Genomic DNA, 25,096 nt, shown 5'->3' on the forward strand with positions numbered 1-25,096 from the left:
AGTGGCGGACCAATTGCGGTGGAAGCTCACCGAAGCCGCGTCGCATCGATAACCAGGAAATATTGGCACGCCTCCGCCCCGAGATTGGTGAAAGCATGCCCGGCATCGGCCTCGAAATACAGGCTGTCGCCCTCCTCGACCACGACCGCGCGGTCGCCGATCGTGGCGCGCAGGCGTCCCTTCAGCACGAAGATATACTCCGACACGCCGGGGCGATGGGCGACGAACTCGCCCGTGGTGGCGCCCGGGGGAAGCGTGTTGAGCACCCAGTCGATTCCCCGTCCGGGCAAGACCGGAGAGAGGCAGCGACGCAGGAAGCCTGACGCCTCGTCACGCAAAACCGGCTGCCGGGAAGCAGGGATCAGCAGCACCTCGCGTTCGGTGGCTGGCGCCATCAGGCGCGAGAAGGTCACGCCCAGCGCTTCGGCGAGGCGCGAAAGGACAGCCGTCGATGGGACGGCCTCGCCGCGCTCGATCTTCGAGATCATCGAGCGGCTGACGCCCGACAGGGCCGCAAGGGCCTCAAGGGAGAGGTGGCGCTCCCTCCGCCTGCGGCGGATCTCCTCGGCGAGGATCTGGATCTGCGAGCGCGCCTCGGCCTCGATCTGGACCCGTCGCACCTCTGTCGTGACCGTCATCGGCGTTTCGTCCTGACCCTCCGGCTGACGCTTCGTCCTTGAGCGCCTGAAGCTGATGGCGGGGTGATTAGCACACGACGCGCGGGAGCACCCGTGCGATCCGCGGCCGATTGGCACGACGCTTGTATCTGCCTGAGTGGAAATTCATCTCGAAAAGTGGATGCCCGCGCATGGTCGATGCCGCATTGCCATTGGACGTGCCTCAGATTGCCGAGCCGGACGCGGTGACGCCGACGGACAGGCGCCAGATCGTGTGGTCGAGCGTCATCGGCACGACCGTCGAATGGTACGACTTCCTGATCTACGGCACGGCCAGCGCCCTCGTCTTCAACAAGCTGTTCTTCCCCAGCATCGACCCCGCAGTGGGTACCATCGCGGCGTTCGGCTCCTACGCCGTCGGGTTCCTCGCCCGCCCGCTGGGCGGGGCGGTCTTCGGCCATTTCGGCGACAGGGTCGGGCGCAAGGCGATGCTGTCCCTCACCCTGATGATCATGGGGCTTGGCACCTTCCTGATCGGATGCCTGCCGACCTATGGGCAGATCGGCATCCTCGCGCCGATCCTCCTCGTGGCCCTGCGCCTCGTGCAGGGGATCGGCATCGGCGGCGAGTGGGGCGGGGCCGTGCTGATGGTGGTGGAGAGCGTGCCGGCGGAACGGCGCGGGTTCTTCGGAAGCGTCGTCCAGCTCGGCTACCCGATCGGCGTGATCCTCTCGATCGGCGCGTTCGCGCTGACAGGCCTGATGCCCGAGGCGGCGTTCCTGTCATGGGGTTGGCGCATCCCCTTCCTGGCGAGCGCACCCCTCGTCGGGGTCGGCCTGTTCATCCGCCTGCGCCTCCACGAGACGCCCGCATTCCGCCGGATCAAGGCGCGGGCTGTGACGGCGCGGCTGCCGGCCCTGGAGATCCTCACCGAGCATCCCGGCATGTTCCTGAAGGCTGTCGGCCTGAAGGTCTCCGAGATCGCCTACGTGAGCATCGTCACCGTGTTCTCGATCTCCTACGTCACCGGCCAGCTCGGCCTGTCGCGGGGCGTGATCCTGAACGGAATCCTGGTCGCCGCCCTCATCGAACTCTTCACGATCCCCGCCTTCGGCTGGCTGTCCGACCGCTACGGGCGCAGGCCCCTGTTCATCGCCGCCTGCCTGTTCTCGATCGCCTTCGCGTTCCCGATGTTCAGGCTCCTCGACACGCGCGACCCGACGATCATCACCCTGACCGTCGCGGTGGCCCTGAGCTTCGGGCAGGGCATCATGTTCGGGACCGGGGCCGCCTGGATGTCCGAACTGTTCGATGCCCGCCTGCGCTACAGTGGCGCCTCCCTGGGTTTCCAGGTGGGGGCGGCGCTGAGCGGCGGCTTCACACCGCTGATCGCCGCAGCCTTGCTGGCCTGGAGCGGCGGCGCGACCTGGCCGATCTCGGCCTACCTGATCGCCCTCGCCTGCGTGACGCTCGCGGCGACCTTCGCGGCGCCAGAGACGGCCCGCCGACGGATCGACTGAGCGGCCGCGGGCCGTCCGCAGAAAGAGGGTTTCGCCAGTGGACGAACATCCACTCCAATGGAATAGTGCGCGACGCCCCGACACAAGAGGAAGACGGATTTGAACAGAACCATCATCGCCACGGATGCGGCGGCCCCGGCCGTCGGTCCCTACGCGCAGGCGACCCGTGTCGGCGACCTCGTCTTCGCCTCGGGACAGCTGCCGATCGATCCGCAGACCGGCGCGTTCCCGGAGGGCATCGAAGCGCAGACACGCCGCTCGCTGGCCAACCTCGCCGCCGTGCTGGAGGCTGGAGGCGCCAGCCTCGCGAGCGTTGCCAAGACCACCGTGTTCCTGAAGGACATGAACGATTTCGCCGCGATGAATGCCGTCTACGCCGAACACTTCCCCGGCGCGGCGCCGGCGCGTTCGACGGTGGAGGTCGCGCGCCTGCCCCGCGACGCGCTGGTCGAGGTCGAGGCGATCGCCCTGGCGACGGGACCTGTCCGATGAGCGCGACTTCCGCACCCCGCCACATCGAGGCCTTCGCGCACGCGGCCGGTTCGGTGGCGGCCGGCGTGCCTGGGGGGGCGACCGGGTGGCACGGCACGCTGCTCAACATCCATATCGCGCCGGCGGCGAGCTACGAGATGGAGGAACTGACCGAGGCCCATTGCGTCGCCGGCCGCGGCATCGAGGGGGACCGCTACTTCCTCGGCACCGGAACCTACTCGCCCAAGCCGGACACCCGCGAGGTGACGCTGATCGAGCAGGAGGTGCTCGACGCCCTCGCGCGCAACGATCCGCCGCTTCAGGGCGGCCCGATCCAGCTCGCGCCCATCGATCACCGCCGGAATCTCACCGTGCGCGGCGTGCCGCTCAATCATCTCGTCGGCCGCCGATTCCGCGTCGGAGAGGTGATCCTGCGCGGCGGGCGCCTGAACTTCCCGTGCAAGTACCTGGAGGAACTGCTCGGGCAGCCGGTCTACCTGCCGCTTTACAATCGCTCAGGCCTGAATTGCGGGATCGAGCGTGGCGGGATCATCCGCCCGGGCGACCCGATCACGCTGTTGGATTGAAGCGATGTCCACCCGCATCGTGATGAAGCTGAGGGTCGCGGAATCCGTCGCGACCACGCCGGAGGTTGTCCGCCTGACCTTCGTCCACCCGCAACGTCCCGAACTGCCCGCCTGGGAGGCCGGTGCGCATGTCGATCTGCGCCTGCCGGACGGACGCACGCGACAGTACTCGCTGTGCGGCGATCCGGCTGACCGAAGCCGGTACGTCCTGGCGATCAAGCGCGAGGATGCCGGCCGCGGCGGCTCTCTGTGGACGCATGCCAACCTCACCCCAGGCGCCGTCGCGCACGTCTCCCATCCGCGCAACAATTTCGGTCTGGCCCCCGGCGCACGGCGCCATATCCTGATTGGCGGTGGAATCGGCGTGACCCCGCTCGCCGCCATGGCGCGGTCGCTCGCCGCGCGTGGGGCCGACTACACGCTCCACCTATGTGCGCGTTCGGCCGGACAGGCGCCGCTGCTCGCGGAGTTGCAGGCGCTCTGCGGCGACCGGCTCCGGTGCTGGTTCTCGGCGGACGGTCCGCGCTTCGACCCCGCCATCCTCGGTGCGCCGGAGGACGGCGTCCATCTCTACGCCTGTGGACCCCAGCGGCTCACCGACGCCGTGCAGGCCACGCTGGGGAGGGCCGGCTGGCCGGCCGAGCGGGTGCATGTCGAGCATTTTGCGCCGATCGACGACGCGGACTTTAAGCCGGAGCCCTTCGACGCGCTGATCGCCTCGACGGGCGAAGTCGTCCACGTCCCCGCCGATACCTCGCTGCTCGAGGTCCTGCGCCGACGCGGCTTTGCGATGCCCTCATCCTGCGAGATCGGCGTGTGTGGCTCCTGCGAGTGCGGCTACCGGGACGGCACCGTGATCCACCGCGACGTCGTGCTGCCGCTCGTCCGACGACAGGACCGGATGATGCCCTGCGTCTCCCGTGCCCGCGTGAACGTCACGCTCGAACTCTGAGTGTCCGCTGCCGATGCCGGCGCACGGCACGTCGGCGCCGCTGCAGCGCCCTGAGCGCAGCGGCGGGTTCCGGGGCACGAACCAAACAGTCAGGGCTCAACGCCCCGCCATCGCGGGGCCACCCCTTTCCCACACGGCAGGAAGGGCCGGTCCGCTCGCCAACTCGGTCGGCGGACGACCGATGCGTACCGTGCTGTCGCGTCAGCGCCGGTCCGCTTCTTGCTCGCCCCTGGCCCAAGGGTGCACTCAAGGCTGCCGAACCGGGAGATCCCGTATGCGTCGATCCCTGCACACGGATCAAGAAATTGCCTTCCTGCTGGACGAGGCCGCGCGGGGCATCCCCATCGCCGACATCTGCGCGAGCGCTCGTATCTCGCTCGGCACCTTCTATCGCTGGCGGCGTCGGCTCGGCGGCTTGAAGCCCGCGGGCGTGATCCGGCTCGATCAGGTCGAGCGGGAGAATGCCGGCCTCCGTGCCGAGGTGCACCGACTCCGCGCGGTGCTGCTGAAGCAGCCGTTGCGCGCAGAGCCGGCGCGACCGATCCCGACGGAGCGCGCGGGCCTGCGCCAGAAACCGAGCCATCGCGGGGCTCACGCCTGCGTCGGCCGGTTCGCCTTCGTACGAAGCGCGAACTGAGACGCCGGAGCTACCGGCCTCGGTATCACCGGCGGCGCAAACCCGTGGTCCGGACTCAGACGGAGCCAGACGCCGCAGACTCGAGGGCCGCTTTGGGCATGAGCATATGCACGCCCTTGTTGCCATCGACCGTCTGGGTGATCCGCAGGTTTCCGGCGAGCGAGCACAGCATGTAGGCTTGGTTGCGGGTCAGGTTGGTCCGGGCGCAGACGAGGCGAACCATCTCGCGCACGGCCTGGCGCATCGCCTCGTCGAGGCTCTCGTGGAGGCCGATCGACATCAGGTCGGTGGGCGTCTCGGCGAAGGGCCACGCGCCCGGGAGGTCCTTGCGCACGGTGAGTCGGAACGTGCCGGTCAGCCCGGTCTCCAGCGCCGTGATGCAGACCTCGCCGTCGCCCTGCACGCCGTGGCCGTCGCCCGCGTAGAAGCCGCCGCCGGCGTTGAACACCGGCAGGTAGAGGGTCGTGCCGACGCGCATCTCCTTGTTGTCCATGTTGCCGCCGAACGCCCGGGGCACCGGCGTGCCGACCCGGCCCCAGCTGGCCGGCGGGGCGGTGCCCAGGATGCCGAAGAACGGATCGAGCGGTAGCTCCGTGCCCCAGGGCAGGCGGCAGACGCCGCGTGCGGTGTCGATGTCGGCGTGGACGGTCTCGTAATCGGTGAACTCGTCCGGCAGGGTGCCGAGCAGTGGCAGGATCGCGACGAAACCCCAATCGAGGCGGAACTTCAGGTCGAGGATGTCCACCTGCAGCATGTCGCCGGGCTCGGCGCCCGCCACGTGGACGGGGCCGGTGACGAAGTGTGGGCCGGGGCCGCGCTCCAGCGTGTCGAGGGCGTGGAGCAGGTCGGCCGGGACCCGGGCCGGATCGGGATGGAGCGACTCGCGCCCGCCCGCCGGATGCGAGTGCAGGGTGACGGTGTCGCCCGATTGCACGGTCAGCACCGGCGGCAGGGCGGCATCGAAATAGCCGAGCACCATTGTGTCGGGCGTGGCGGGGATCTCGTGATGCGTGGGCACGGCGTCTCCTTCGCGGATGTCAGATGGCGATGTGACGGGTCAGGGCTTCGTGGCTCAACGTCCCGGGATCACCGCGCGCGACGACGCTGCCGCGCGACAGCACCACCACCGTGTCGGCGACCCGGAGGGCGAAATCGAGATACTGCTCCACGAGGAGCACGGTGATCCGGCCCTTCAGCCCGGCGATCACCGCCTCGATGGCGGCGACGATCGAAGGCTGGATGCCTTCGGTCGGCTCGTCGAGCAGCAGGGCGCGGGGCCGCGTCGCCAGCGCCCGTGCGATGGCGAGCTGCTGCTGCTGCCCGCCCGAGAGGTTGCCCCCCGGCCTGTGCCAGAGGCCGCGCAGCGCGGGAAACAGGGCGACGGCCTCCTCGACCGCGTCCGTCCGCTCCAGCCCGTGCGCCCGGGCCGCGACCCGCAGATTCTCGGCGACCGTCAGATCCGAAAAGATCTCGCGCCCCTGCGGCACGTAGGCGAGACCCGAGCGGGCGCGCCGATCGGACGTCAGGCGCGTCAAGTCTGTCGCGTCGAGGGCGATCCGGCCGCGGCTCTCCGGGATCAGGCCGGTGAGGCAGCGCAGGAGCGTGGTCTTGCCGGCGCCGTTGCGGCCAAGCACGGAGAGGCAGGCCCCCGGCTCAACCGCGAGGGCGATGCCGCGCAGCACCTGCGCGCTGCCGTAATGCTGATCGAGCCCCTCGACGGCGAGGCGCGCGGGTGCGGGCGTATGCGTCATCGGCCGAGGAACACCTCGATCACCCGAGCATCGGCCCGCGCGCCCGCCATGCTGCCCTCGTAGAGGGTCCGCCCCTCGTGCAGCACCGTCACCCGGTCGGCGACGGCCTCGACGAAGGCCATGTCGTGCTCGATCACCAGGATCGCCCGGTCGGGCCGGCGCAGGGCCCGGATCAGCGCGGCGGTCTGGGCGGTCTCGGTGTCGGAAAGCCCAGCCACGGGCTCGTCGAGGAGGAGCAGCGCGGGCTCGGCGGCCAGCACCATGCCGATCTCCAGCCACTGCTTCTCGCCATGCGCGAGGCGGCCGGCCGGCACCTCCGCCCGGGCTCCGAGGCCGATCTCGCAGAGGAGTGCGGCGATGCGGGCCGGGCGGTCGCGGGCTGGCAGCGCGGGACCGCAGCCGATCTCCAGATTCTCTCGCACGGTGAGGGCCGGGAAGACGCTGGGCTCCTGGAACTTCCGCCGCACGCCGGCCTTCGCGATCTCGGCCTCCGAGCGCTTGGTGAGATCGACATGATCGCCCAGCATCACCCGCCCGGAGACCGGCTTGGTGATCCCGGAGATCACGTCGAGCAGCGTGGTCTTGCCGGCGCCGTTCGGGCCGATCACCGCCCGCACCTCGCCGGGATCGACCGCGAGCGAGACGCAATCCAGCGCCGTGAACCGGCCGAAGGCGACAGTGAGGGCGTCGACCACGAGGGCGGTCATGGGGCGCCCCGCAGCCAGGTCGGGCGCGGGCGCCAGCCCACGAGGTCGAGGAGCCCGTTCGGCAGGACCAGCACCACGAGCAGCACCAGCCCGGACAGGATGAAGGGCCACGCCTCCGGCATCGCGGCGCTGAGCCAGAACTTCAGGCCGTTGACCAGGATCGCGCCGATCACCGCCCCGCCGAGCCGCCCCAGGCCGCCGATCGCCACCCAGACGGCGATCTCGATGGAGAGGTCGGGCGCCAGCACCCGCGGGTTGATGATGCCGACCTGCGGCACGTAGAGGATGCCGGCCAGCGCCGCGATCATCGCCGAGAGGCACCAGATCCCGAGCTTGAGCCGGGTGGTGCTGTAGCCCAGCGTGCGCAGGCGGGTCTCGTCGTCGCGGCAGGCGAGCATCCGCCGGCCGATCGCGCTGCCGACGAGGAGCCGCGTGCCTGTGAGCACCCCCGCCAGCGTCAGGAGGGCGGCGACCGCCAGCCCGGTGACCACCCCGGGGGAGCCCATCGGCCAGCCGAACAGCAGCGGGAAGCCGGTCATGCCGTTGTTGCCGCCGAGCCCGGTATCGTTGCGATACATCAGCAGCATCGAGACGTAGACGAGCGCCTGGCTGATGATCGAGAAATAGACGCCGTTGACCCGCGAGCGGAACGAGGCGAACCCGAACACGAAGGCCACGAGGCCGGCGACCGCCAGGGCCAGCACGAGGGCGTAAGCCGCGTGGTCGAGGCCGGTCCAGTAGGCCGGCAGGCGCGTCCAGCCCATGAACTGCACGAAGTCCGGCAGCACGCCGGTAGCGGCCACGCCCTGGGCCAGCAGGTGCATGGCGCAGACATAGCCGCCGATGGCGAAGAACAGCCCGTGCCCCAGGCTGAGGATGCCGAGATAGCCCCAGACCAGATCGAGGGAGACGGCCAGGATCGCGAAGGCGGCGAGCTGGCCGAGCGCATTGACGAGGTACGGGGCGGGTGGCGCCACCACGAGAGCCGCCGCGGCGGCGAGGCAGAGCCCGACGAGCCCGGCGACCAGAGGGTCGCGCACGGCGCGGCGGGCGGGTCCGGCAGGAGTCGCAAGAGTGGTCGGCATCCCGCCGCTCATCGCCGCCGCCGCACCGCGAACAGCCCCTCGGGCCGGCGCTGCAGGAACAGGATGATGCCGACCAGCACGATCACCTTGGCGGCGACCGCGCCCGAGATCGGCTCGATCAGCACATTGGCGCCGCCGACCCCGAGGGCCGCCACCAGGGTCCCGACGAGGCTGCCGACGCCGCCCAGCACCACGACCATGAAGCTGTCGACGATGAAGCCCGAGCCCATGCCGGGATTGACGCTGTAGATCGGGCACAGCGCCACACCGGCGAGCCCCGCGAGGCCGGAGCCCAGCCCGAAGGCGAGGCGGTCGATCCGGCGGGTCGGCAGGCCGAGGCAGGCCGCCATGTCGCGGTTCTGGGTCACTGCGCGGATGTCGAGGCCGAGCGGGGTGCGGCGCAGGATCAGCAGGGTCACCACCAGGGTCGCGACCGCGAAGGCGATGGCGAACAGGCGGTTCCAGGTCACGACGAAGTCGGCGTAGAGCGGGACCCCACCGCTGACATAGGCCGGCATGACGAATTGCAGGTTCTGCGTGCCGACCGTCACGCGCACGAGGTTCACCAGGAACAGGCTCACCGCCCAGGTGGCCAGCAGGCTCATGAGCGGCCGCCGGTAGAGGTGGCGCAGGATCAGCGTCTCGACCACGATCCCCACCAGGGCGACCGCCCCGAAAGCCACCGGGATTGCCGCCACCAGGTAGAAGTCGAGCAGGCCGGGGGCGAAGCGGCGGAAGGCCTCCTGCACGCCGTAGGTGGCGTAGGCGCCGAGCATGATGAACTCGCCCTGGGCGAGGTTGATCACGCCCATCAGCCCGAAGATGATCGCGAGCCCGGCCGCCGCCATGAACAGGATGCTGGCGAAGCTCAGGCCATTGTAGACGACCGCGAGCCCGTCGCCGATCGCCACAGCCCGGGAGACCTGCGCGAGCCCCGCATCGAGCGCCGCCCGGAAGGCCGGATCGGAGGCGTAGGCGGGGTCGCCCTTGAGGGCCGCGAGCCGTGCCTGCGCGGTCCCCGAGGGACTGGCCGCCACGGCGGCGATCGCCGCCCGGCGTCGGGCCGGATCGGGCGACGACAGGGCGGCCGCCTGGGCGAGGCCGGTGATCGTCGCTTTGAGGGCCGCATCCGTCTCCGTATCCCGCGCCCGGTCGAGCACGGCTGCCGGAACGGTGGCGATGCGGCGCTCCACGACCGCCAGCCCGGCACTGCGGGCGGCGGGATCCGGGCCGGTCAGCAGGGCGATAATGCCCCGCGCGGTCTCGACGGCGGCGCGCTGGCGAAGGCCAAGAACCGGCGCGCGCGCCTTCGGGGCCGGCCGCACCGCGCCGGTGAGCGCGTCATGACCCTCCGGCGCGCCGGGCCGGTCGAGCAGGAGGGTGCCGTCCGCCGGGCAGGACAGGCGGCGCTCGGCCAGCGCGCCGAGGAGGCCGCCAGCGAAGGTGAGATCGTCCGCCGGCAGGTCGCCGCCGACCTGCACAAGGCCCTCGGCCGCGCGGACCTGCGCAGCGCCATCCCCGCACAGATCCGCCGCGAAGCGCGTCCGGTCGAGGGGCGCGGCGCAGGCCGGGACCGCCAGCAGTGCGAGACAGCAGAGGGCCAGGAGCGCGCGGAGCAGCTCAGCCATAGGGGCTGAACGGGACCGGCGCGGGGGCGTTCGGGGATTGCCAGAGCACGTCGAAGCCGCGCTTCTCGTTGACCGAGCCGATGAACACGCCGCGGGAGACGTAATTGTTCTCCCCCGTCATGGTGAGCGTGTAGCCGGACGGATCGTCGAAGCTCAGCCCCGCGAAAGCCTTGCGTACCTCCGGCACCGCGAAGGAGCCGGCCTTGGCGGCGGCGAGCGCCCAGAGGTTGACGCTGTCATAGGCCGAGACCATCGGGTCGATCACCGTGTCGGCGCTGAACGGGACGTTCTTGGCCTTCACGTAGGCGGCCCAGTCGGCGAGGAATTTCTGGTTCCGCTCGCCCTTGGCGGCCTGAAGATAGGCCCAGCAGTTGAGGTGGCCGACGAGCTTTCCGGTATCGAGCCCTTCGAGGTCGGCCTCCACCATGTCGAGGCCGAGGATCGGCACGTCGGTGGCGCTGATGCCCTGGTTGGCGAACTCGCGCAGGAAGTCGGGGATCGAGGAGCCCACGACGGTGAGCACCACGATCGGCTGGCCGCCGGGCTGGCTGGCGAAGCTGCGGACCTGATTCACCAGCGTCTGGAAGTTCGAGAAGCCGAACGGCACGTATTCCTCGCGCCACGCGGTCTCCGGGATGCCCTTGCTTGTCCAGTAGCCCTTCAGCTGCTTGTTGATCGTGCGCGGCCAGACATAATCCGAGCCGATCATGAAGAAGCGCTTCGCGCCGACCCCGTCCGGGCCCATCAGGTAATCGACCGCCGGCAGCACGGAACTCGCGGGCGGCGAATTCACGTAGACGACGTTCTTGGAGTTCTCGTCACCCTCGAAGTGGAGCGGGTAGAACAGCAGCCCGTCATTCTGCTCGACCACCGGCAGCACCGACTTGCGCGACACGGAGGTCCAGCAGCCGAACAGGGCCGCGACCTTCTCCTGCTGGAGCATCTGCCGTCCGATCTGCGCGTAGAGCGGCCAGTCCGAGGCGGGATCGGAGGTCACGACCTCGATCTGGCGGCCGTTGACGCCGCCGCGCCCGTTGATCGCGTCGGCGGCCATGCGGACCACGTGGTTCAGCCGGCCCTCGAGATTGGCCATCGTGCCCGACGACGAGAACAGGCAGCCGAGCTTGACGGTGTCGGCCGCAGCGGCTGGCCGGATGAGGGCGGGGGCTGCCAGCAGCGCCGCCGTGCCGACGAAGCTTCGCCGCGTGAGAACTGTCATCGGACCCGAAGCTCCTGTGAAGGACGAACCGATTGTCGGCCGCCGTCCAGGAGACGGAAAGGTCAAAGAGACTGCAGGTCCGCGTGGGCCTTGCGCGTATTGGCAGCACTTGTTCGCGCAGTGGGCCGCTTTCAGTGGAAAACGTCAAAATTGACGCTTCGAATACGTGCGCGCCTGTCGTTTGCCTTGGGTCAGCGCCGCTTGGCACGACCTGCGTGGGTCTGAGCCGCGAACGCCGCCCGACCGAACCGCGCACCACAGCTGGCACGCTTCTTGTGACGTTGCCGCCAGCGCAGCGTCGCCCTGGGCGGCGGCTCCAGGTTGGCGTGCCGTCGAAACCCTGAGGTGCCGGGAGACCGGATCTCTTCGACCGCTTCGGCCCTGTCCCGAGCCCAAGATCTTCGCGCGTCCGGCCGCAAGCCGACACGCACCGCCCGAAAGTCTCCGCCATCCGCCTCCTGAGGAGAGCCGCCATGTGCGACCGTCACGGCGACTACCGCGTTCCCAAGTTCACGCCCGACTTCTCACAGTTCAAGCCCAGCCGCAGGCGCTTCCTCGGCGGCACCGCCGCCGCGCTCACCGTCGCGGTGGGTCCCGGCATGATCGGCCGGGCCGCGGCGGCCACCGGCATCCGGGCGACCCACGGGACCGGCTTCTGCAACCTGAACTTCTTCCTGGCCGAGGCGATGCAGCTCGCCAAGGATGACGGGCTGACGATCGACTTCGTGAACACCCCGACCTTCTCGGATCAGGTCACCTTCCTCGGGATGGGCCAAGTCGATGCCGGCGTGATGCCCTATACGAGCTTCATGGCGCTCTACGATGCGGGTGCCCCGGTGAAGATCGTGGCCGGCGGCGGCATCGAGGGCTGCGTGCTGGTGGCCCAGCCCGGGCTCGACAGCCCGGATAAGCTGAAGGGCAAGACGCTCGGCACCTTCCAGCTCGATACGCTCGAGGTCCTGCCCTACGATTGGCTGAAGAAGAACGGCGTCGCCTTCAAGGACATCACGGTCCGCTACATGGGCTCGACCCCGGAGGCCGTGGAGGCGTTCCGCGCCGGGGCGCTCGACATCATCTCGACGATCGAGCCCTACGGCACGGCGCTGCTCACCGACGTGAAGGGCGCGGTGAAGCTCTCCGACGGCACCGACATCTACGGCAAGGGCTACACCGATTGCGTGCTGGCCGTGCGCGACGAGCTGATCGCCAAGAACCCGGCTGCGGTAAAGGCCCTGATCAAGGGGATGATGAAGGCGCAGGCCCTGGCCGAGAGCGACCCCCAGGCCGCCCTGAACAAGCTCGTCGGCTCCTACTACAAGACCTCGATGAGCAACGCTCAGCTCGCCATGGGCCGGCAGCCCTCGGTGGTGGACGCCCGCAACCAGACGCAGTTCATCCTCGACCGGACCGATTCCGTCGCCGAGATGGGCTACATCAAGAAGAAGCCCGGCCGCGACGCGATCGACTGGACCCTCCTGGAACAGGTCATCGCCGAGAACCCGGACCTTTACGGCAAGCTCAAGCTGAAGTCGGCCTGAGCGGATGGCCGTCGATCTCGCGCGCGCCGCCGTCCCGCACGTCCGGCCGCGCCTCCCGTTCGGTCAGCGCCTCGCGCTGCCCGACGGCTTCGTCCCGCTCCTGCAACGGACCGGCTGGATGCTGGTCTCGGTCGGCTGCTTCGCCGGCCTCTGGGAGCTGCTCTGGGCGTTCGGCATCGCCGACGCCAAGCTCCTGCCGCCGCCGCACATCTTCCTCGGCAACCTCGCCGAGCAGGCGCGCTTCTTCAACACCGCCCAGCGCTGGCAGATCGGCACCGGGATGAACGCGGGCCCGAGCCCCGCCATGGCGGTGTTGATCACGGTCCTCGCCTCCACGGGTCGGGTCCTGGCGGGCCTCGCCCTGGCCGCCACCCTGTCGATCCTGGTGGGCGTGGCGATCCGCTACGTCGTGCTGGTGGAGCGGCTGACGCTGCCGACCATCACGCTGCTGGCGCCGGTCTCGCCGATCGCGTGGCTGCCGGTGGCGATCTTCATGTTCGGGATCGGCAACGCCCCGGCGATCTTCATGGTGTTCATCGCCCTGTTCTTCACGATGGTCCTCTCGACCATCCACCAGATCGACGGGGTCAACCGGAACTACATCAACGTCGCCCGGACCATGGGGGCGTCGAAGCGCCAGATCTACGCGCGGGTGATCGTGCCGGCGATCCTGCCGGGGCTGCTTGCGGTGCTCCGCCTCAACCTGTTCGGCGCCTGGATGGTGGTGCTCGTCGCCGAGGCGACCGGCGTCGGCTACGGGCTCGGCCAGGTGATCATGCTGGCGCGCAATACCTTCAACCCGTCGCTGGTCTTCTTCACCATCACGCTGATCGGCCTGCTCGGCTTCGCCTTCGACCTGCTGTTCCGTCTGGTCCAGCGGCGGATGCTGTACTGGCTGCCACGCGACGCGGGGTCCTCCCTTGGTCTCTGAAGCCGTCTCCTGCCACGGCGTCGCCAAGGTCTGGTCGGCCGGCACCGCCCGCGCCCACGAGGCCCTGCGCGACATCGACCTGACCGTGCAGCCCGGCGAGTTCGTGGTGTTCCTCGGACCCTCGGGCTGCGGGAAGAGCACGCTGCTCTACCTGATCGCCGGGCTCGAACCCGCCTCCGGGGGCGAACTCCTGGCCTTCGGCACACCGGTCACTGGCCCGTCGCCGGAGCGCAGCCTGATCTTCCAGGAGACCTCGCTGCTGCCCTGGCTCAGCGTCTGGCAGAACGTCAGCTTCGGGCTGTCGCTGAAGGGCGTGCCGGAGGCCGAGCGCCGGAGCATCGCCCGCACGGCGCTCCAGCGGGTCGGCCTCGCCGAAGCCTTCGACAAGCGGCCCGACGAGCTGTCGGGCGGCATGCGCCAGCGCGTGGCGGTGGCCCGGGCGCTCGCCATGCGCCCGAAGGTGCTGCTGATGGACGAGCCCTTTGCGGCGCTCGACGTCCAGACCCGCCAGAAGATGCAGGACTTCCTGCTCGATGTCTGGCGCGACAGCGGCGCCTCGGTGCTTTTCGTGACCCACCACATCGACGAGGCGGTGGCGCTCGCCGACCGGGTGGTGGTGTTCACCGCGAGGCCGGGGCGGATCAAGACGATCGTGCGCAACGACCTTGCCCGCCCGCGCGACCCGTTCTCCCCCGAGGCCGAGGCGATGCGGCGGCATCTCACCGAGCTTCTGCGCGACGAGGTCGACCGGGCCTTCGCCGAGCAGGAAGCGCTCGTCTGACCCTTTCCCAATCAAGACGGACCCAACCATGGCCACATCGCTGATCCGCAGCCGGCGGATGATCACCCGTACCCTCGATCACGATCGCTGGGAGGAGATCGCCGACGGCGCGGTGCTGCAGACGGACGGGATCATCGCGGCGGTCGGCACCTATGCGGACCTGCATGCCCGCTACCCCGACGCCCCCGTGATCGGCTCCGGCCGGGAGATCCTGCTGCCGGGCTTCGTCAACGGCCACCACCATGTCGGCCTGACGCCGGTGCAGCTCGGCTCCCCCGACATGCCGCTGGAACTGTGGTTCGTCACCCGCATGGTGGCGCGCAACCTGAACCTCTATCTCGACACCCTGTATTCGGCCTTCGAGATGGTCGGATCCGGGATCACCACGGTCCAGCACATCCACGGCTGGATGCCCGGCAGCCTGGAGGAGGTGGAGGCGCGCTCCAACGAGGTGCTGCGCGCCTATCGCGACATCGGCATGCGGGTCTCGTACTGCTTCGCGGTCCGCGACCAGAACCGCCTCGTCTACCAGGCCGACATGGACTTCGTGGCGAGCCTGCCGGCGCCGCTGCAGGACCCGATGAAGCGCTGGTTCGAGCGCTTCCAGATGTCCCTGGAGGACAATTTCTCCCTGTTCCGCAGCCTGCACAGCGGACAGGAAGGCGCCAGCCGGGCCAAGATCCAGCTCGCGCCCGCCAACCTGCACTGGTGCTCGGACGCGGCCCTCGAAGGCTTGGCGGGGCTCTCCGAATCCTACGACGTGCCGATGCACATGCACCTCGTCGAGACCGCCTACCAGAAGGCCTATGCCGAGAAGCGCGGCGGCGGCACCGCGCTCGAATATCTCGATCGGTTCGGCATGCTCGGGCCCCGCCTGACGCTCGGCCACGGCGTCTGGCTCAACGAAGCCGACATCGACCGGGTCGCGGCGACCGGCACCTGCATCTGCCACAACTGCTCGTCGAACTTCCGGCTGCGCTCCGGCGTGGCGGCGCTGAACCGCTTCGAGGCGAAGGGGATCAACACGGCGATCGGCCTCGACGAGGCCGGCATCAACGACGACCGCGACATGCTTCAGGAGATGCGTCTCGTGCTGCGCGCCCACCGGGTGCCCGGCATGGACGAGGCCGACGTGCCCGGCATGGCGCAGGTACTGCGGATGGCCACGGTCGGCGGCGCCCGCACCACCCCCTACGGCGACAGCCTGGGCACGATCGAAGTCGGCAAGGGCGCCGACCTCGTCCTGCTCGACTGGAACCAGATCGCCTACCCGTATCTCGACCCGGAGACGCCGCTCCTCGACGCGGTGATCCAGCGGGCCAAGACCGGCGGCGTCACCACGGTGCTGTGCGAGGGCGAGGTGCTCTACGCCGACGGGCGCTTCACCCGGGTCGACAAGGACGCCGCCCTGAAGGCGCTCCACGACGACCTGTCGCGGGCGCTCTCTGACGACGAGGTCGAGCGGCGCCAGCTCTCGAAGGCGCTGCTGCCCCATGCCCGCCGCTTCTACGCCGACTATATCGACCCGTCGCGTCACGAGCCGTTCTACCGCCCGAGTTCGCGCGTCTGACGGCGTGCGGCTCCTCCTCGTCAACCCGAACACCTCGGCGGCCATGACGGCGCGGATGGAGGCGGCCGCGGCGGCCTCGCTCGCTCCCGACGCGGCGCTCACCGCGGTCACGGCGGCCCGGGGCCTGCCCTACATCGCGAGCCGCGCGGAGGCGCAGCTCGCGGGGTCCGCGGTGCTGGAGATCCTGGCCGAGCACCAGGCCGGCTACGACGCCGCCGTGATCGCGGCCTTCGGCGATCCCGGATTGATCGCGGCGCGGGAGCTGTTCGATCTGCCCGTTGTCGGCATGGCCGAGGCGGCGATGCTCACCGCCTGTCAGCTCGGCCAGCGCTTCGGCCTCGTGACCTTCTCGGGCACATTGTTACCCTGGTACGAGGATGCGGTCGCCCTCGCCGGCCTGTTGGGCCGCTGCGCCTGCGTCCGGGCGGTGGCGGCGGGCTTCCGCTCGGTCACGGAGGTCCAGCACGAGTTGGAGGCCGAGATCGTCACCCTGGCCAACCGGGCGGTCACCGAGGACGGGGCCGACGCGGTGATCCTGGCCGGGGCCCCGCTCACCGGCCTCGCCCTCCGGGTCGGCGATGCGGTGCCGGTACCGCTGATCGACCCGCTGGCGGCCGCCCTCGGTCAGGCGCAGGCGCTGGTCCGGCTCGGAGCGCAGCCGCCGCGGGCGGGCCGCTTTGCCCGGCCCCCGGCCAAGCCCGCCACCGGGCTGGCACCGGCCCTGCGGCGGCGGATCGAGCGGCGTGACGCCGACGATCTCTAAGGCGGATTGCTCAACCCGGCGCAAACACGCTGCCCCAGCCGGTGATCGCCGCGGTGTCCAAGCCGGCGAGGTCCATCGCCTTCCAGAGACTGACCGCCACGGAATCGTAGACCGGGATCCCGAGTTCCGCCTCGAGCGCGGGCGCGAGGGCGGCCCCCGCGAGGTTGGTGCAGACGATGGCGGCGGCCTCCGCGCCCTCGGCCGCGACGGCGCGCACCATCGCGGCGATCTCGGTTTCTTCGGCTTCCGCGAAGGCGAAATTCTCCGATCGGCCGAGGTGCCGCTCGGCCGAGCAGTCGAGTCCGTCAGCCTGCCAGTTCGCCTGGATTCGCGCCTGGACGTCTCCCGTATAAGGCGTCACCAACCCGACACGCCTGATCCCGCGCCGGCGGAACAGGTCGCGGAAGGCGAGCGCCGAGGTCGAAGCGGGCACGCCGGTCCGCTGCGTGATCGCCGCGGACAGGGCTTCATCGTTCGCGAAGCCGAGCCAGGCGCCCGCCGTCCCGTTCCACAGGATCGCCGCGATCCGGGCATCGGCCAGCAGCTCGGCGGCAGCCAGCATCGGTGCCTGATCGAACTGGCCGAGGGCGGCGCTCGACAGGCCGATCTGCGTCACGCGCAGGCGCGCGAAATGGGCTGTGATCCCAGGCTGCCCGGCCAGCAGGCGCGCCGTCATCGGTTCGAGGACGCTGTTCGAGGACGGCGTCAGCATCCCGAGCCTGACCGTCTGCCGCGTGTCTACCATCGAGACCCTCTCTCGGTTGCGGCCCGGCGCGAGCCCCGCCGTGCCGTGGCAAGGATCGTTCCGGCGCGTATGGCACGGACGTGGCAGGGTGGTGCCGATGCGGGTCGTTCAGCCCGCCCATTGGGAGCGTCGGGATGGACGGGGTATCGGCGATCGGCACGGCGGTTCACAGGCAACGCGACCGGGTGAAGGCCCTGTTCGAAGACCTCGCCCGCTGTGGCCGGACGGATCCCGGGTTCACGCGGGCCTCCTACAGCCCGGAGGAGAGTGCCGCCCACGCCGTGGTGGCGCGCTGCGCCGACGCTCTCGGCCTCGCGATCCACCGGGATGCCGCGGCCAACACCCTGATGACACTGCCAGGCCGGGACCGGAGCCTGCCGCCGCTCCTGATCGGCTCCCACCTCGACACCGTGGCTCAGGGCGGCAACTTCGACGGGGCAGCCGGGGTGGTCGCGGGGCTCACCGCCGTCGCGGCGCTCCGCGCGATGGGATTGAGCCCGGCGCGCGACATCACCGTCATGGCGATCCGCGCCGAGGAGAGCGTCTGGTTTCAGGTCTCCTACGTCGGAAGCCGGGCGGCGCTCGGAACCCTGCCAGACGGAGCGCTCGACGGGGCCAGGATCGACAGCGGCCTCAGCCTCGCCGCACACATCGCCCGGGAAGGCGGCGACCCGGACGCGCTGCGCCGCGGCCCGCTCGCCCTCGACGCTGCCGCGATCCATGCCTTCCTGGAGGTGCATATCGAGCAGGCGCCCAGCCTGGAGGAGGCCGGAATCCCGGTCGGCCTCTGCACCGGGATCCCCGGCAACATCCGCTATCCCGACGTCCAGATCGTGGGGCGCCACGACCATGTCGGCACCCCCCGCCGCTTCCGTTGCGACGCCGCCATGGCGGGTGCCGAGATCGCCCTGACCCTCGATCGGGTCTGGGCTGAGCGCGAGGCGGCGGGCTGCCCGATGGCCATCACCTTCGGCCGGTTCCACACCGACGCCGCGGTCCATGGCCTGACCACCGTTCCCGGCGCGTTCCGGTTCAGCCTCGACATGCGGGCCTACGCGCCCGAAGTGCTGGCGGAACTGGAGGCGGCGTTCCTGGCAGCCGTCAAAGGCGTCTCGGAGCGCCGGGGCGTCACGGTGGCGCTGGGCGCCCGCGCCGAGGCTGGCGTCGGCACGGTCTGCCCCAGGATCCGCGACGGGCTCGCGGCGGCCGCGGAGGCGCTCGGCACGCCGACCCGGTCCCTCGGCAGCCCGGCCTCCCACGACGCGGCCGCCTTCGCCAGGGCCGGGGTACCGATGGCCATGCTGTTCGTGCGCAACGCCCATGGAAGCCACAACCCCCGCGAGGCTATGGCGATCGACGATCTCCTCGAGACTGTCGCGATCCTCACGGTTTGGCTAGTGCAGGAGACTTGCGGCGGCTGAAAGTCTTGAAATACGCCGGTCGATCAGTTCGCTGAGCAATATCCGCCAAGCGGACGTCGCGCAGGCCGGATCAAGCCGAAGCACAGTCGCAGCTGGGAAGGTGGCGCGGTCCTGCGCGACCGGGGCTTCACCGATCCGGACGAGGTCCGCGAGATCGGGCATCGCGGCCGGCACTTCATGGTGCCGGGCTACCATCTGTGCGAGCCCTCGCCGCAGCGCAGTCCTGGCCGGCGGCGTCACGAGCCCGGCCAGCACCGCGTTGACCATCGACGGGCCGGCGCCGTCCAGCGCCCGGATCACCCTTCGGTCGCGACCACCCCAGCGTCGCAAGAGCCGGCGGCATGGAGCCTACCGTCATACGGAGGAACCCGGCCGGGCTACTTCAGGCGTGCCCGGGCGGCGTGCGCCGCCACGGGCATCCCCATGCCCCCCAGGGATCGATGTCCGAGCCCTACCGACGCGCTGCATGAAAGGGACGAGCCTCCTGGTCAGGCGCGCCGGGCGTTCCAGAAGACGAACTGCCCCTCGACCACGTCCCGAAGGTCGCGGCGGAATGCCGTCCGGTAGAAGTACTGGCCGGTCGGCAGGTACGGCACGTCGCGCATCGCAAGGGTCTGCATCCGGGCCGCGACCGCTTTGCGCGCCGCCTGATCCGGCGCCTCGATCCAGGCCTCGCGCAGGCTCTCCAGCTCGGGCAGGTTCGGCCAGCCGAAGAACCCCTTTTCACCGCCGCAACGCAGCACCTGCTCCACCACCGGGTTGGACATGTCGAGGCCGGTCCAGGTCGTGTTGAAGATGTTCCAGCCGCCCTGATCGGGGGGCGCCTTGCTGGCACGGCGCGTCACCAGCGTGCCCCAGTCGGAGACGACGTACTGCACGTTCATCCCGAGGCGCCGCAGCAGGTCGTTCATGACCTCGCCGAGGGCACCGAGCACGGGATTCTCGCTCGTCGACATGAGCACGACGCGCTCGCCCTTGTAGCCGGCCGCCACGAGGTCGCGCTTCGCCTTCGCCAGATCGCGCGGTCCGGTCAGGACGGACAGGCCCGCATCGTTGGCCATCGCGGTCCCCGGCGTGAACAGGCCGACATCCTTGCGCCACAGCTTGGGATCGTCGCCCGCGGCTGCCCCCATGAAGTCCGCCTGCGACAGGGCCTCCAAGACCACGCGCCGGATCGCGGGATTGTCGAAGGGCGGATAGAGGTGGTTCATGACGCCGGTGCCCAGGTTGCCGAGCGTCGAGGCAAGCTGCGTGGTGATCTCCGGGCTGGCCTGGAGCGTCGGCACGAGATCGCTGATCGGGTTCTCCCACCAGTCGACCTCGCCGTTCTGGAGGGCGGCGGCCGCGGTGCCGGGATCCGGCATGACCTGCCACTCGACGCGGTCGAAATGGACGCGCTTCGGCCCCGCCACCCAAGACACGGCGCCGTCCTCCCGGGGCCGGTAATCCGGGTTGCGGTCGTAGACCACGCGGGCGCCGACGAGGCGCTCCTTGGTGTTGAAGCGGAACGGGCCGGAGCCGATCACCTCGGGGATCTGCTGGGCCGGGTCGATGGCGGCAAGGCGCTCGGGCATGATGACGAGGACCGGCGGACCGAGCTTCGCCAGGGTCTCCAGCATCAGCCCGTAGGGCCGCTTCAACCGGATGACGAAGGTCCGGTCGTCCGGCGCCTCCAGGGCGTCGGTGCGCGCCATCAGGGCCTGCCCGAGGCTGTCGCGTTGCGCCCAGCGCCGGATCGACGCGATGCAGTCGCGGCCCCGCACCGGCTCGCCGTCGTGGAACTTGAGGCCGTCGCGCAGGCGGAAGGTCCAGCGCTTCCCGTCATCCTCGACCGTGTGGCCTTCGACCATCTGCGGCTGCGGCGTGAGCTGCGCGTCCAGGCCGTAGAGTTGATCGAACACCATGAGCGCGTGGTTGCGCGTGATGTAGGCCGTGGTCGTCACGGGATCGACGATGGTCAAATCGGATTGCGGCACGAAGCGCAGGACGCGCGCTCGGTCACCCTGGGCCAGGGCCGGGCGCACCGGCAGGAACGGCGCGGCGGCCGCGGCGGAGGCGCCGCCGAGGAAGGTTCGTCGCAGCATGGGGGTCACTCCTGGCTTTCCGGGTCAGGCGGGAAGGGACGGATGCGCCGGGCGGCTTGCTTGGCGAGGCCGACTTCTGCGGGCGCGCATCCAATCGGAGCGCAACCTGCAAGGTCTGTTCCCGCCGTCTGTCAGGGGGTGCCGACCGCCTCCTCGGCGCGCCGGCGCAGGGCCGCGCGGTCGATCTTGCCGGTCGAGGCGAGCGGCAGCGCCTCGACGAACCAGACCCGGCGCGGATGCTGGTAGGCCGGCGCGTGGGCGAGCGCGTGCTCCTTGAGGGCGGCCTCGTCGACGGCGGCGCCGGGGCGGCGGACCACGAAGGCGACGGGTTTGGTGCCCTTGATCGCATCCTCCACCGGCACCACGCAGGCCTGGAGCACCGCTTGGTGGCGCTCCAGCACCAGCTCGACCTCGCCGGGGAAGATGTTTTCGCCGCCCGAGACGAACATGTCGTCGGTCCGGCCCAGGAAAGTGTAGAACCCGTCTGCGTCGCGACGGAACACGTCGCCGGTGTCGTAGAACCCGTCCGCCGTGATCGGCACGGGTACGTCCGGCCGGTTGTGGTAGCCGAGCATGATCGCGGGGCTGCGCATCTGCAGGACGCCCATCTCGGGCGCGTCCGGCCCGACGAGGCGCAGTACGACCTGGGGATGCGGCGCGCCGACCGAAGCGACCGGCGTCGGCAGGCCATCCGGATGAACGCCGAACACAACGGGGCCGCCCTCGGTGGTGCCGTAGGCGTTGAGGATGCGGGCGTTCGGCAGCAGCGCGCGGATCTGACGGGCGAGCGCGTCGTTGACCGGCGCCGAGCCCATCCGCACCGTGCGCACGCCGGTGAGGTCGGCCTTCGCCAGGAGATCCCGCTCCCGCAGCATCATGGCGATCATCGGCGGCACGGCGGTGAGCCAGGTGCAGCGGTGCCGGTCGATGGCCGCGATGTAGGCCCGCGCCTCGAATTGCGGCAGCAGCACCATCGTGGCGCCAGCGGCGCAGACGAGGAGCGCCAGGGCCAGGGCGTTCATGTGGTAGAGCGGCGCCGCCACGAGCAGCCGGTCGTCGCGCAGATCCGTCTCCGCGGCGCGGGTCCGGGCCACCCAGAGGTGGCTGGCATGGCTCAGCCGCACGCCCTTCGGCCGGCCCGTGGAACCAGAGGTGTAGAGGAACAGCGCCGCCTCGTCGGGCGCGGGCACGATCGGCGCGAAGGGCCCGGGATCGAGCCAGGCCGCGAAGCCCTCCGGGCCGTCCTCATCGAACCCGGCGACCCGGACCTCGGGGCCGAGCGCCGCCAGCATCGCCCGGCGCGGGCCGTCGCAGAGCACGAGCCGGGCGCCGCAATCGGCGAGCACGGCGGCGATCGTGGCCGGCGGGAACTTGTGATTGACCGGAACCGGGACGACGCCGGCCCGCATCGCGCCGAGCAGGGCCGCGATCGTGTCGGGCCGGTTGGCCGAGAGGATCGCGATCCGCTCGCCGCGGGCGATCCCGCCGCGCAGCAGGCCACGGGCGAAGGCGTCGGCCGTCGCGTCGAGGCCAGCCCGGGTCATCACCGTGGGCTCAGCATCGGGGCTGACGCCGATGATCAGCGGCCGGTCCGGTGGCCCGGACCGGTCGACGAGATCGCCGAGATTGGTCGCACCCGTGGCCGTGCGTGTCATGGAGCCGCCCTGCAGGGGAGACGAAGATCGAAGGCCGGCAGCGTCAGCGTGGCCTTGTCCGGCCCGTGCCGGACCCAGGCCGCCTCCGGGAGGGCGGACGCGCGGGCTTCAAGGGCGTCGAGGCGTTGGAAGCGCAGGGCCAGGGCGGCGAAGCGGGCGTCCGGCCCCGGCACGAGCGCGATCCGCGTGTCCCCCAGCTGGATGGTCCAGCCCGTGTCCGCGCCCTCGGCCGACGCGCCGCAGGCGGCCGCGTAGAGGGCGGCGTCGGCCTCCGGTGTCGGGCTCTCGATCGTCAGCGCGTCGATCCCCGAAAAGCCGTTCGGATGATCGAGCCATTCGGGCCGCCAGACGAGATCCGGGGTCAGGTGCTCGCAATGGTAGAGGCGCCCCGCCGGAAACAGGTGGGCCGGCACCCGCACCGTCCGGAACCGGGCCTCGTCCTCCCGGCCGTCGACCGTCACCGGGCGCGAAAAGGCGACGGGCGGTCCGGCCGCCAGGCCCGCCGCAGCGAGGCGGCCCTGGGTCGCGTCGGCGTCCCGGCTCGCCACCACGAGCCCGTTCAGCCCGAACGGGCTGTCCAGAACGTCCTGCCGCTGCGGACCGGTCTCGGGCACACCGACGAGTTCCAGGTAGGGGCCCGCCGTCATCATCAGGTGGTTGATGGAGCCGAGCGAGTGGTGGCCACGGGGCGTCAGCTGGAAGCCGAGGGCGGCGAACAGATCCGCCGCTTCGTCCATCCGGCGGAGCACGTTGACCACCACGTGGTCGAGGGTCCCGTCCGCCGGGGCGGCGGGATGCGGCCCGGTCATTTCGCCGGCGCGGTCATGTAGACGCCGCGGCCGCTCGCGAGCAGGCGCCCGGCGTCGTCGAGGATCTGCGCCTCGGCCACCGAGAGCTGGTTGCCGAACTTCACCACCGTGCCGCGGCAGGTGAGATCGCCCTGCATCGCCGCGCGGTGGTAATCGACCCGCAGGTCCACGGTGGGGACGCCGCGGCCGGTCTTGGAGACCAGCGCCCAGTCGGCGGTGAGATCGACCAGCGTCGCCAGGATGCCGCCGTGCACGTAGCCGCGCTCGGCGTTGACGACCCATTCCGGCCGCCACGTCGCCTTCAGCTCGATCGTGCCCTCGCCGACCGAGACGACCGAGAGGCCGAGCCATTGGTGGAACGGGCCGCGCAGCAGCAGCGCCTCGACCTGCTCCTTGCTGAGGGGGGTGTCGGACATGGCTTCGGACTCTCCTGATTAAGGTCTCCTCCCCCTTGTGGGGAGGAGTTGGAGGTGGGGGTGGCGCAGGATCGAGGGCTGCGGTGCCTTCTGCGCCACCCCCACCCCTGGCCCCTCCCCACAAGGGGGAGGGGAAAGCACCTCAGTGAGGCGGCGGTACCGCAGCCGAAGGCGCGCCTTCGGCCGGGCTTCAGGGCGTGACGACGATCTTGCCCATGACCTCGCGGTCGCGGATCATCCGCAGGCCCTCGGCGGCCTCTTCGAGGGGCAGGACCTTGTCGATGGTCGGCTTCAGCGTGCCGGCCTGGATCATGTCCATCAGGGCCGACAGGTCGTCGTCATAGAAGCTGTTCGAGCCGATCACCTTGAGCTCGAAGCTCCAGATGTAGCGGAGATCCTCCTTGGGATCGTGCCCCGCGGTCGCGCCGCAGACCAGCAGCGTGCCGCCGCGCTTCAGGCACTTGAGCGAGGGCACCCAGGTGTCGCCGCCGGTGAAGTTGATCACCACGTCGACGCCGCCCTCGTAGGTCCGGCGCTGCGGCTTGCCGTATTGCTGGATCGCCCACTTGGAGAAGTCGGTCTCGCGGTAATTGACCACGTGATCGGCCCCGAGCGCCGTCAGCGCCGCCATCTTCTCCGCACTGCCCGCGCAGGCGATCACCTCGGCGCCGAGCTGCTTGGCCAGCATCACGCAGCCCGTCCCGACGCCGCCACTGGCGCCGAGGATCAGGACCTTGTCGCCGGCCTTCACGGTGTTGTGGGTGATCAGCATCCGGTGGGCCGTGCCGTAGGCCACCGGCAACGAGGCGGCGTCCGCGTAGCTCACGTCCGGCGGCATCGCGATGAGCTGGCTCGTCGAGACGCGGCAATACTCGGCCATGCCGCCGTCGAGCATCTCGCCCATCAGGCCCTTGGCCTTGTTGAGCGGGTTGACCAGCACCCGGTCGCCGACCTGCCACTCCGTGACGCCCTCGCCCAGCGCGACGACCTGCCCGGCCATGTCGAGTCCGATCACCACTGGCATCGGCACCTTGATGCCGGGCATGCCCTTCACGGTGAACACGTCGTGGTAGTTGAACGAGGACGCGCCGACCCGGATCAGAACCTCGCCCGCGCCGGGGGACGGCTTCGGATAGTCGTTCACCACCTTCAGCGTGTCGATGTCGCCGTGCGCCTCCAGCACCAGCGCCTTCATGGTCTCAGCCATCG

Annotated in this window: 25 protein-coding genes; 11 read left to right on the plus strand and 14 right to left on the minus strand. The window is 70.4% G+C overall.

The features are described from left to right. Window positions 1-26: 26 nt before the first annotated feature. Window positions 27-638 carry a helix-turn-helix domain-containing protein gene (locus BLQ49_RS24180; protein WP_091720847.1) on the minus strand — a complete coding sequence of 204 codons (612 nt, stop codon included), beginning with the start codon at window positions 636-638 and terminating at the stop codon, window positions 27-29. 170 nt (window positions 639-808) lie between these two features. Here BLQ49_RS24180 and BLQ49_RS24185 point away from each other — a divergent pair, with 170 nt between their 5' ends. The 5 genes from BLQ49_RS24185 (at window position 809) to BLQ49_RS29865 (ending at window position 4,784) form a co-directional block, all read left to right on the plus strand. Continuing rightward, window positions 809-2,137, plus strand: coding sequence for an MFS transporter (locus tag BLQ49_RS24185; RefSeq protein ID WP_091720849.1), 1,329 nt, complete (start codon window positions 809-811; stop codon window positions 2,135-2,137). Between the two features lie 99 nt (window positions 2,138-2,236). After that, the gene (locus tag BLQ49_RS24190; protein WP_091720851.1) at window positions 2,237-2,629 is read left to right on the plus strand and encodes a RidA family protein; all 393 of its coding nucleotides are present in this window, start codon (window positions 2,237-2,239) and stop codon (window positions 2,627-2,629) included. Beyond that, window positions 2,626-3,195 carry an MOSC domain-containing protein gene (locus BLQ49_RS24195; RefSeq protein WP_091720853.1) on the plus strand — a complete coding sequence of 190 codons (570 nt, stop codon included), beginning with the start codon at window positions 2,626-2,628 and terminating at the stop codon, window positions 3,193-3,195. The genes BLQ49_RS24190 and BLQ49_RS24195 overlap by 4 nt, the downstream gene beginning before the upstream one ends. A gap of 4 nt (window positions 3,196-3,199) precedes the next feature. Further along, window positions 3,200-4,147, plus strand: a complete 948-nt coding sequence (locus BLQ49_RS24200; RefSeq protein ID WP_091720856.1) for a PDR/VanB family oxidoreductase — start codon at window positions 3,200-3,202, stop codon at window positions 4,145-4,147. Between the two features lie 274 nt (window positions 4,148-4,421). Next, window positions 4,422-4,784, plus strand: coding sequence for a transposase (locus tag BLQ49_RS29865; RefSeq protein WP_091720859.1), 363 nt, complete (start codon window positions 4,422-4,424; stop codon window positions 4,782-4,784). A 55-nt stretch (window positions 4,785-4,839) separates the two neighbouring features. Here the strand turns inward: BLQ49_RS29865 and BLQ49_RS24210 are convergent, their stop codons facing one another. Genes BLQ49_RS24210 through BLQ49_RS24235 form a run of 6 tightly spaced genes read right to left on the minus strand, consistent with a single transcriptional unit; the run spans window position 4,840 to window position 11,174 of the window. Further along, complete coding sequence (locus tag BLQ49_RS24210; RefSeq protein WP_208859115.1) at window positions 4,840-5,802, minus strand: acetamidase/formamidase family protein; 963 nt, start codon at window positions 5,800-5,802, stop codon at window positions 4,840-4,842. A 19-nt stretch (window positions 5,803-5,821) separates the two neighbouring features. Continuing rightward, window positions 5,822-6,535, minus strand: a complete 714-nt coding sequence (urtE, locus tag BLQ49_RS24215; protein ID WP_091720863.1) for an urea ABC transporter ATP-binding subunit UrtE — start codon at window positions 6,533-6,535, stop codon at window positions 5,822-5,824. Next, window positions 6,532-7,242 (minus strand): ATP-binding cassette domain-containing protein, encoded by a 711-nt coding sequence (locus BLQ49_RS24220; RefSeq protein ID WP_091720865.1) that lies wholly within the window; start codon window positions 7,240-7,242, stop codon window positions 6,532-6,534. Before BLQ49_RS24220 ends, urtE begins: the two co-directional genes overlap by 4 nt. After that, entirely contained in the window at window positions 7,239-8,327 is a 1,089-nt protein-coding gene (urtC, locus tag BLQ49_RS24225) for an urea ABC transporter permease subunit UrtC (protein ID WP_244507745.1), read from the minus strand. The genes BLQ49_RS24220 and urtC overlap by 4 nt, the downstream gene beginning before the upstream one ends. Before the next feature lie 8 nt (window positions 8,328-8,335). Beyond that, a complete protein-coding gene (gene urtB, locus BLQ49_RS24230) occupies window positions 8,336-9,955 on the minus strand; it encodes an urea ABC transporter permease subunit UrtB (RefSeq protein ID WP_091720869.1) in 1,620 nt (539 codons plus the stop codon). After that, window positions 9,948-11,174 (minus strand): transporter substrate-binding protein, encoded by a 1,227-nt coding sequence (locus BLQ49_RS24235; protein ID WP_091720871.1) that lies wholly within the window; start codon window positions 11,172-11,174, stop codon window positions 9,948-9,950. Before BLQ49_RS24235 ends, urtB begins: the two co-directional genes overlap by 8 nt. 473 nt (window positions 11,175-11,647) lie before the next feature. Between BLQ49_RS24235 and BLQ49_RS24240 the strand changes: the two genes are divergently transcribed. Genes BLQ49_RS24240 through BLQ49_RS24260 form a run of 5 tightly spaced genes read left to right on the plus strand, consistent with a single transcriptional unit; the run spans window position 11,648 to window position 16,757 of the window. Beyond that, on the plus strand, window positions 11,648-12,712 hold the full coding sequence (locus BLQ49_RS24240; protein ID WP_091720873.1) for an ABC transporter substrate-binding protein: 1,065 nt from the start codon (window positions 11,648-11,650) through the stop codon (window positions 12,710-12,712). A gap of 4 nt (window positions 12,713-12,716) precedes the next feature. Beyond that, the gene (locus tag BLQ49_RS24245) at window positions 12,717-13,643 is read left to right on the plus strand and encodes an ABC transporter permease (RefSeq protein WP_091720876.1); all 927 of its coding nucleotides are present in this window, start codon (window positions 12,717-12,719) and stop codon (window positions 13,641-13,643) included. Beyond that, complete coding sequence (locus BLQ49_RS24250; protein ID WP_091720878.1) at window positions 13,633-14,424, plus strand: ABC transporter ATP-binding protein; 792 nt, start codon at window positions 13,633-13,635, stop codon at window positions 14,422-14,424. Before BLQ49_RS24245 ends, BLQ49_RS24250 begins: the two co-directional genes overlap by 11 nt. 28 nt (window positions 14,425-14,452) lie before the next feature. Then, complete coding sequence (locus BLQ49_RS24255) at window positions 14,453-15,994, plus strand: amidohydrolase family protein (RefSeq protein ID WP_091720881.1); 1,542 nt, start codon at window positions 14,453-14,455, stop codon at window positions 15,992-15,994. 4 nt (window positions 15,995-15,998) lie between these two features. Further along, window positions 15,999-16,757, plus strand: coding sequence for an aspartate/glutamate racemase family protein (locus tag BLQ49_RS24260; protein WP_091720884.1), 759 nt, complete (start codon window positions 15,999-16,001; stop codon window positions 16,755-16,757). Between the two features lie 10 nt (window positions 16,758-16,767). On the opposite strand, the gene BLQ49_RS24265 is transcribed toward BLQ49_RS24260, so the two are convergent. Next, a complete protein-coding gene (locus BLQ49_RS24265) occupies window positions 16,768-17,502 on the minus strand; it encodes a maleate cis-trans isomerase family protein (protein ID WP_091720886.1) in 735 nt (244 codons plus the stop codon). A gap of 134 nt (window positions 17,503-17,636) precedes the next feature. Here BLQ49_RS24265 and BLQ49_RS24270 point away from each other — a divergent pair, with 134 nt between their 5' ends. Then, window positions 17,637-18,923: a hydantoinase/carbamoylase family amidase gene (locus tag BLQ49_RS24270; RefSeq protein WP_091720889.1), complete on the plus strand. Its 1,287-nt coding sequence runs from the start codon at window positions 17,637-17,639 to the stop codon at window positions 18,921-18,923. Here BLQ49_RS24270 and BLQ49_RS29210 read toward each other — a convergent pair. The 6 genes from BLQ49_RS29210 to BLQ49_RS24300 all read right to left on the minus strand — a co-directional run bounded on the left by BLQ49_RS29210 (window position 18,897) and on the right by BLQ49_RS24300 (window position 25,094). After that, window positions 18,897-19,223, minus strand: coding sequence for a hypothetical protein (locus tag BLQ49_RS29210; RefSeq protein ID WP_143012313.1), 327 nt, complete (start codon window positions 19,221-19,223; stop codon window positions 18,897-18,899). The genes BLQ49_RS24270 and BLQ49_RS29210 overlap by 27 nt on opposite strands. Window positions 19,224-19,411: 188 nt before the next feature. Next, on the minus strand, window positions 19,412-21,007 hold the full coding sequence (locus BLQ49_RS24280) for an ABC transporter substrate-binding protein (RefSeq protein WP_091720894.1): 1,596 nt from the start codon (window positions 21,005-21,007) through the stop codon (window positions 19,412-19,414). A 131-nt stretch (window positions 21,008-21,138) separates the two neighbouring features. After that, window positions 21,139-22,662: a class I adenylate-forming enzyme family protein gene (locus tag BLQ49_RS24285; RefSeq protein WP_091720896.1), complete on the minus strand. Its 1,524-nt coding sequence runs from the start codon at window positions 22,660-22,662 to the stop codon at window positions 21,139-21,141. Then, window positions 22,659-23,471 carry a VOC family protein gene (locus BLQ49_RS24290; protein WP_091720899.1) on the minus strand — a complete coding sequence of 271 codons (813 nt, stop codon included), beginning with the start codon at window positions 23,469-23,471 and terminating at the stop codon, window positions 22,659-22,661. The genes BLQ49_RS24285 and BLQ49_RS24290 overlap by 4 nt, the downstream gene beginning before the upstream one ends. Beyond that, the gene (locus tag BLQ49_RS24295; RefSeq protein WP_091720902.1) at window positions 23,468-23,887 is read right to left on the minus strand and encodes a PaaI family thioesterase; all 420 of its coding nucleotides are present in this window, start codon (window positions 23,885-23,887) and stop codon (window positions 23,468-23,470) included. Before BLQ49_RS24295 ends, BLQ49_RS24290 begins: the two co-directional genes overlap by 4 nt. Before the next feature lie 190 nt (window positions 23,888-24,077). Further along, window positions 24,078-25,094, minus strand: a complete 1,017-nt coding sequence (locus tag BLQ49_RS24300) for a quinone oxidoreductase family protein (RefSeq protein ID WP_091720904.1) — start codon at window positions 25,092-25,094, stop codon at window positions 24,078-24,080. Window positions 25,095-25,096 lie beyond the last annotated feature (2 nt).

The organism is Methylobacterium phyllostachyos, assembly GCF_900103445.1.
Classification (GTDB): Bacteria; Pseudomonadota; Alphaproteobacteria; order Rhizobiales; family Beijerinckiaceae; genus Methylobacterium; species Methylobacterium phyllostachyos.